Genomic DNA, 6,606 nt, shown 5'->3' with positions numbered 1-6,606 from the left:
ACCCGACGGTCCCGGCCGCGGACCGGTCGAGCCGCTCCGACGCGAACCCGACGGTCCCGGCCGCGGACCGGTCGAGCCGTTCCGACGCGAACCCGACGGTCCCGGGGGCGGAAGGGGCGTGCCGCCGTCGACGCAGGTGCCGCAACAGGAGTAAGTTCGATTGCCCCCTGGCGCCGGTGCCGGGCGGCGGCAAGAGCACGCGGAGCACCAGCGGGGAGCACAACGGACTTGAGCGACGCCACCGTCCTGCAGCAGGAGATCGCCGTCGAGCAGCAGCACGTCGACCGGGTGTACGCCCGGCTCGCCGATCTGCGCCAGGACGCGTCCCGGGCCGAGAAGGAGGGCTATCAGCTCGCCGGCGTCGGCACCTTCGGCGCGCTGGTCGAGCGGGATGCCATGGTGTTCCACCGGGCCCGCCGCCGGCACGCCCTGGACGCCGAGTACGAGGGCCTGGTCTTCGGCCGCCTGGACCTGACCAGCGGCGCCGTCCACTACGTGGGCCGGATGGGCATCCGCGACGAGGAGTCGCAGTCGCTGGTCGTGGACTGGCGGGCGCCCGCCGCGGCCGCCTTCTACCGGGCCACGCCGGCCGATCCGCTGGGGGTGGTGCGGCGCCGGATGATCCAGTCGGCGCGCGAGCGGGTCACCAACATCGAGGACGACCTGCTCGATCCGGAGGCCGCGCCCGCCGACATGCGGGTGGTCGGTGACGGCGCGCTGCTGGCCAGTCTTTCCAAGGCGACCGGCCGGGGTATGCGCGACATCGTCGCCACCATCCAGCGTGAGCAGGACGACGCGATCCGTTCTCCCGCCTCCGGTGTGACGATCGTCACCGGAGGTCCGGGCACGGGCAAGACCGCGGTGGCGCTGCACCGGGCGGCGTACCTGCTCTATTCCGACCGCAGCCGGTTCGCCGGCGGCGGCATCCTGGTGGTCGGCCCGTCCGGGGTGTTCGTCGACTACATCGCGACGGTGCTGCCGTCGCTGGGCGAGGACACCGCGACGCTGCGTTCGCTCGGTTCGCTGGTCGCCGGCTACGACGCCACCCGCACCGACCCGACCGCGGTGGCCGCGCTCAAGGGCTCGCTGCGGATGCGCCGGGTGCTGGAGCGCGCCTCGCACGACGCGGTGCCGGGCGCCCCGACCGAGCTGCGGCTGCTCTACCGCGGTGCCCTGCTGCGCCTGGACGCCGCCGACCTGGAGCGGATCCGGCGCAAGGCGCTGCCGCGGGGCGCGCGCCGCAACGAGGTCCGGGGCACCGGCTTCGACCGGATCTTCGACGCGCTGTGGACGCAGGCCAAGGGCTCGGTCAAGACGCTGCCGGAGAAGCAGGAGTTCGAGGCCGAGCTGGCCGACCGCACCGACTTCCGGGACTTCCTGCGGGCGTGGTGGCCGCGGTTCACCCCGATGCGGGTGCTGCGCTGGCTGGCCGAGCCCGCCCGGCTGCGGGGGTACGCCAACGGGCTGCTGTCCCGTGAGGAGATCGCGCTGCTGCAGGGCTCGTTCGACGGGCTGGCCGAGCACGGGCCGACGATCGCCGACGTGGCGCTGCTGGACGAGCTGGACGAGCTGATGGGCCGGCCGCGGCAGCCGGCGAAGAAGAACCGCAACAACCCGTTCCACGTCCGCGACGGGGTGCAGGAGGTCAGCACGTACGCCGACCGCCAGGCGATGAACCGCGCGCAGATCGTCCGCGACGAGGACTACCGCGACTACGCCCACGTGGTGGTGGACGAGGCGCAGGACGTGACCCCGATGCAGTGGCGGATGATCGGCCGGCGCGGCGCGTACGCGTCCTGGACGATCGTCGGTGACCCGGCGCAGACCGCCTGGTCCGGCGACGCCGAGGAGCTGGACCGGGCCCGCGACCGGGCGCTGGGCTCGCGGCGCCGCAACACGTACTCACTCACCACGAACTACCGCAACTCGTCGGAGATCTTCGCGGTCGCCGCCCGGGTCATCCGCACGATCATGCCGGACCTGCCGCTGCCCTCGGCGGTGCGCAGCACCGGGGTGGAGCCGGTGGACCTGGTCGTGGGGGCCGCGCAGCTGCCGGAGGCGGTCCGCGAGGCGGCCGAGAAGCACCTCTCCGACGTCGACGGCACGATCGGCGTGATCACGCCGGTGCTGCGCCGCGACGAGATGGCCGGGTGGGTGGCCGGGCTGCCCGAACGGATCCAGGTGGTCACGGCGTTGCAGGCCAAGGGCATGGAGTACGACGCGGTGGTGCTGGTCGAGCCGGCCGAGATCGCGGTCGACGCCAGCGGCACCCGGACCCTGTACGTGGCCTTGTCGCGGGCCACCCAGCGCCTCACGACGGTGGGGACCCGCGACTGGCACGGTGCTGCTCGCTAGGGGCGCTCGACCCCGACTGCGGTGTACTCGGTCTCCGGCGTGGCCGGCGTGGTGAAGCGGGCGTTCGGCAGGTAGAAGTACTTGCCGTACTCCGCGATGGTGGTGGGCACGTCGAAGCGCGGGTCGGTGGTCCGGCTGACCACCGTGCCCTTGGTGCCGCGCTTGTCGAGCTGGATCCGGGTGATCACGTTGAGCCTGTTCTGCACCACGTAGAGGGTGCTGCCCCGCAGCCACAGGCCGTCACCGTTGGGCACGGACTCGCCGCCGAGGTCGATCTCGGTGGTGCGCCCGCTGTACGACGTACGGAAAAGCTTGCCGGTGTTGGACTGCACGATGATCAGCCCCCGGCGGTCGGGGGTCGGCGCGATGCCGTTGGCGTTGTTGCCGGTCTGGTAGGTGATGTCGCCGGTCAGCGGCACCCGGACCGCCTCGGCGGGCAGCTTGCCGTGCCGGCCCAGCGGCAGCTTGAACAGCACCGGGTTGGTGGAGTCGGTGTACCAGGCGGCGCCACCGGTCAGCGTCACGTCGTTGATGAACGACGGGACGGTCTGCAGCGTGTACGACTTCAGCACCGCGCCGGTGGCGGCGTTGATCACGCGGGCGTTGCCGCCGCTGCCGCCGGAGACGAAGAGCCGCCCCCGGTCGTCGATCTTGAGACCGAGCGACTGCGTGCCGGGGCCCTGGCTGATGACCTCACCGCGGCCGGTGCGCAGGCTGGCCCGGTAGATGTCGCCGTCGACCCGGGAGCCGAAGTACGCGTACGGGGCCTGGCCGATCGCGATGCCCTCGGGCTGGAAGCCGTTCGGCAGCTGGATGGTGCTCTGCAGGGAGCCGCCGCGGTGGGCGGCCTCGGCGGGAGCGGCGCCGAGCACCACGGCCAGGGCTGCCGTGGTGACGAGTGCGAGAGTGCCTCTGGACAAGGGGTGATTCCTTCCAGGCGGGAACTTTCTGGCACCTCTCTGTACCCGCGGAATGGCATTCAAGTTCAAGTTGCATACATAGCGATGTGAACATATATTGGCCGAGGCTCAGCGCGGCGACGGAAGGTAGGGCTCATGGGAGCCGGGCACGACCACGGAGGCCAGGCCTTGCGCGCCGGCGAGCGGCACCGCACCCGCCTGTGGTGGGCGGCCGGGCTGCTGGCCGCGTTCATGCTGGTCGAGGCGGCGGCCGCGCTGTCCACCGGCTCACTGGCCCTGCTCTCCGACGCCGGGCACATGTTCACCGACGTGCTCGGCATCGCGATGGCCCTGGCCGCGATCCACGCTGCCGGCCGGGCCGCCACCGACTCGCAGCGCACCTTCGGGCTCTACCGGCTCGAGGTGCTGGCTGCCCTGGCCAATGCCCTGCTGCTGACCGGCGTCGCGATCTACGTGCTCATCGAGGCCGTGCGGCGCTTCTCCGATCCCCCGCACGTGCCGGCCGGCGCGATGCTGATCGTGGCGACCGGTGGTCTGCTGATCAACATCGTCGCCTTCCTGCTGCTGCGGGCCGGGGCCAAGGAGAGCCTCAACGTCCGCGGGGCCTATCTGGAGGTGCTCGGCGACCTGCTGGGCTCGGCGGGCGTCATTGTCGCGGCCGCGATCATCGCGGTCACCGGCTGGTCGTACGCGGACCCGATCGTCGCCGTGGTCGTCGCCCTGTCGATCCTGCCCCGCACTTTCGCCCTGGGTCGCGCCGCCGTCCGCATCCTGGTGCAGGCCGCCCCCGAGCGCCTGGACGTGGGCGACGTGCGGTCGCGGCTGGCCGCCGTACCGGGCGTCTGCGACGTCCATGATCTGCACGTCTGGACATTGACCTCGGGCATGGACGTCGCCTCGGCCCACCTGAGCCTGGAGCCCACCGCCGAGCTCGGCACGGTGCTGGCCACCGCCCGCGAGGCTCTCCACCACGACTTCGCCATCGATCACGCGACATTGCAGGTCGAACCGGTCGGCGCGGGCGGCCCGTGCACCCCGGCGGGCTGGTAGCAAGCCGTTCGAAGCTCCCCGGAAACGCGTCCGGCTCCCTACACTCTTTGTGACGCCAACCACAGAGGGGATCGCCATGACGCAATCCGTCATCCACCAGCCCCGGGTGGCCTGGGAGGCCGCCCGCGCGTTCGTCCGGATGGCCGCCGGGCCGAGCTACGACGCGTACGCGGGCCGGGTGCTCAGCCGCCTCGGCACCGAGATGTACGGCGAACTGGCCAACACCCGCCAGCGCCTGCTCGAGGCGTCGGTGCAGAGCAGCGACAGCGACCGGTTCACCGCCGACATCGAGGCCGGCCGGTGGCGGGTCCGCCTGGAGGACCTGCTGCGCAGCGACCCGTCCCTGGTCACGCCGTTGCTTGAGCTGACCGAGGCCGCTGCCCGATAACTGCCCGGGCGCGCCGCGAGCGCCCCTTTGCCATGATCTGCGTCATGTTGACGCCGACACCCCTGATGGACCTCGTCACCGGCTTCTGGAGTTTCAAGACCTTCGCCGCCGCCGTCGAGCTCGACCTGTTCACCCGGCTCGCGGGCGGCCGCACCCTGACCGTCGCCGCCGCCGAGCAGGAACTGGGCCTGCCCGATCGCCCGGCCGACCTGCTGCTCACCGCCTGCGCCTCGCTCGGGCTGCTGGAACGCGCCGGCGACGGCTACCGCAACACCGCGCTGGCCGAGGAGTTCCTGGTCCGCGGCCGGCCGTACTACTTCGGCGGGCAGGTCACCTACTGCGACCACCGCACCTATCTGCCGTGGCACCGCATCGGCGAGGCGCTGCGCACCGACCGGCCGCTGACCTGGGATCCGGACACCCAGGAGTCGATGTTCACCACCGCCGATCCCCAGCTGCTGGCCACGTTCTGGGAGGCGATGTACTCCACGTCGATCTTCACCGCGCGGGCGCTGGGCGGTGCGGTGGACCTGGCCGGGCGGCAGCGGCTGCTGGACGTGGGTGGCGGCTCCGGGGCGTACCCGATCGAGCTGTGCCGGCAGCAGCCGGACCTGACCGCCACCGTGCTGGATCTGCCGCATGTCTGCGAGATCGCCGCGGGCAAGATCGAGCTGGCCGGGCTGGCCGACCGGATCACCACCCGGGCCGGCGACTTCCTCGCCGACGCCGCGCTCCCCGGCGGTCATGACACGGTGCTGTTCAGCATGATCCTGCACGACTGGGACGCCTCGACCAACCGGGAGCTGCTGGCCAAGGCCTACGCGGCCCTGCCGGCCGGCGGCCTGGTGATCATCTCCGAGCTGCTGCTGGACGCGGACCGCACCGGACCCGCCCCGGCCGCCCTGATGGGGATGAACATGCTGGTCGAGACCGTGGGCGGACGCAATTACTCGGACGCGGAGTATGCCGACTGGCTGACCGGCGCGGGCTTTGGCCAGATCCGTACGGTCCGCTTCGACGCGCCGGGAGCCAACGGGGCGGTGCTCGGCGTCAAGCCGTGAGCAGCACCTCGAAGACGAGCTGGAAGAAGGCGTCGAAGGACTCCCCGGTCCGGGCCGCACGGGCTCCGAGCAGGGTGCCTTCCCAGGCGTTGAGGATGAAGCGCGCGGTCACGGCGGGGTCCAGGGTGGCCCGGACCGTGCCCGCGCGCTGGGCCTGAATGATCGCCTCGGCGATGCCGGCCACCCACTCGTCGAAGCCCGCGGCCAGCTCGGCCCGGATGAGCTCGCTGTGGTCGGCGATCTCGGCGGCGAAGTTGCCGTAGAGACAGCCCCGGGTGTAGCCGCGCTCCTCCTGCTGGGCGCGCAGGAACGTGAAGTGCCGGCGGATCCGCTCGACGGGCGGCAGGGAGTCGTCGGCCAGGACGGCGAAACGCTGGGTGGCCGCGTACCGGTGCAGGGCCTCGACGCCCATCGCCTCCTTGCTGGCGAAATGGTTGTAGAAGGAGCCCTTCGGCACGCCGGCGGCGTCGGTGATGTCCTTGACGCCGGCCGCGCTGTAGCCGCGGGTGTGGAAGCGCTCCAGCGCCGCGTCGCTGATCTCCGCCCGCATGCTCCGCCTCGCCATGTCCGCCAATATGGTCGGTCGTCTCAGACCTGTCAACGTGATCCGGCCGACGTTGCGGCCGTCTGAGACGACCGGTCATATTCGTCGCATGACAACGTATCGAGCGATGGAAGTGACCGGAGCGCGGGGATTCGCGCTGGTACGGCGGGAGATCGCCGAGCCCGGGCCGGGCCGGGTGCGGATCCGGGTCGAGGCCTGCGGCGTCTGCCACAGCGATGTGCTCGCCGTCGAGGGGCTGCGGGCCGACCCGGGCGTGCCGCTGGTGCG

The 6,606-nt window shown here is 71.9% G+C and carries 6 protein-coding genes; 4 read left to right on the top strand and 2 right to left on the bottom strand.

What is annotated here, in order from left to right:
* Window positions 1-228: 228 nt before the first annotated feature.
* Window positions 229-2,355, top strand: a complete 2,127-nt coding sequence (locus tag AB0C29_RS22150; RefSeq protein WP_360823028.1) for an AAA family ATPase — start codon at window positions 229-231, stop codon at window positions 2,353-2,355.
* Here the strand turns inward: AB0C29_RS22150 and AB0C29_RS22145 are convergent.
* Window positions 2,352-3,275, bottom strand: coding sequence for a superoxide dismutase (locus AB0C29_RS22145; protein ID WP_360823026.1), 924 nt, complete (start codon window positions 3,273-3,275; stop codon window positions 2,352-2,354). The two genes, AB0C29_RS22150 and AB0C29_RS22145, sit on opposite strands and share 4 nt — an antisense overlap.
* Before the next feature lie 135 nt (window positions 3,276-3,410).
* Between AB0C29_RS22145 and AB0C29_RS22140 the strand changes: the two genes are divergently transcribed.
* The 3 genes from AB0C29_RS22140 to AB0C29_RS22130 all read left to right on the top strand — a co-directional run bounded on the left by AB0C29_RS22140 (window position 3,411) and on the right by AB0C29_RS22130 (window position 5,774).
* Entirely contained in the window at window positions 3,411-4,325 is a 915-nt protein-coding gene (locus AB0C29_RS22140) for a cation diffusion facilitator family transporter (protein ID WP_360823023.1), read from the top strand.
* 76 nt (window positions 4,326-4,401) lie between these two features.
* Complete coding sequence (locus AB0C29_RS22135) at window positions 4,402-4,713, top strand: hypothetical protein (protein ID WP_360823020.1); 312 nt, start codon at window positions 4,402-4,404, stop codon at window positions 4,711-4,713.
* A gap of 44 nt (window positions 4,714-4,757) precedes the next feature.
* Window positions 4,758-5,774, top strand: a complete 1,017-nt coding sequence (locus AB0C29_RS22130) for a methyltransferase (protein WP_360823017.1) — start codon at window positions 4,758-4,760, stop codon at window positions 5,772-5,774.
* Here AB0C29_RS22130 and AB0C29_RS22125 read toward each other — a convergent pair.
* Window positions 5,764-6,339: a TetR family transcriptional regulator C-terminal domain-containing protein gene (locus AB0C29_RS22125; protein ID WP_360823014.1), complete on the bottom strand. Its 576-nt coding sequence runs from the start codon at window positions 6,337-6,339 to the stop codon at window positions 5,764-5,766. The genes AB0C29_RS22130 and AB0C29_RS22125 overlap by 11 nt on opposite strands.
* Window positions 6,340-6,606: the final 267 nt, after the last annotated feature.

It is taken from the genome of Actinoplanes sp. NPDC048791 (assembly GCF_040650095.1).
Taxonomy (GTDB): Bacteria; Actinomycetota; Actinomycetes; order Mycobacteriales; family Micromonosporaceae; genus Actinoplanes.
The sequence above is the reverse complement of the archived record's forward strand: the minus strand, read 5'-3'. Positions and strand labels throughout refer to the sequence as shown.